The organism is Herbaspirillum sp. BH-1 (genome assembly GCF_002870055.1).
Taxonomy (GTDB): domain Bacteria; phylum Pseudomonadota; class Gammaproteobacteria; order Burkholderiales; family Burkholderiaceae_D; genus Herbaspirillum; species Herbaspirillum frisingense.
This window is the reverse complement of sequence record NZ_PKOI01000051.1, coordinates 1-260: the sequence shown is the minus strand read 5'-3', so window position 1 is coordinate 260 and position 260 is coordinate 1. Positions and strand designations below refer to the sequence as shown.

The window sequence follows — 260 nt, the reverse complement described above, 5'->3', positions numbered from 1 at the left end:
TCCGCAAGATCTATGATCGGCATAAAGGCAGGTATGGCTACCGCCGTGTTACGGACACGCTCAAGCAGGCCGGCCAACTGATCAATCACAAGACGGTGCAGCGCCTGATGATCCAATTGGGCTTGAAATCGCTGGTGAGGCCCAAGAAATACCGCTCGTATCGCGGCCCTGGGCACGCCCAGGTGGAGAACTTGCTTCAAAGAAAATTCAAGGCAGAGAGGTTCGGAGAGAAGTGGGTGACGGATGTCACTGAGTTCAAA

1 protein-coding gene is annotated in these 260 nt (G+C 54.2%); it reads left to right on the top strand.

The window, feature by feature from the left end; all coding sequences use genetic code 11:
* A partial coding sequence (locus HBH1_RS24745; RefSeq protein WP_146012902.1) for an IS3 family transposase occupies window positions 1–260 on the top strand: 260 nt, incomplete at both ends.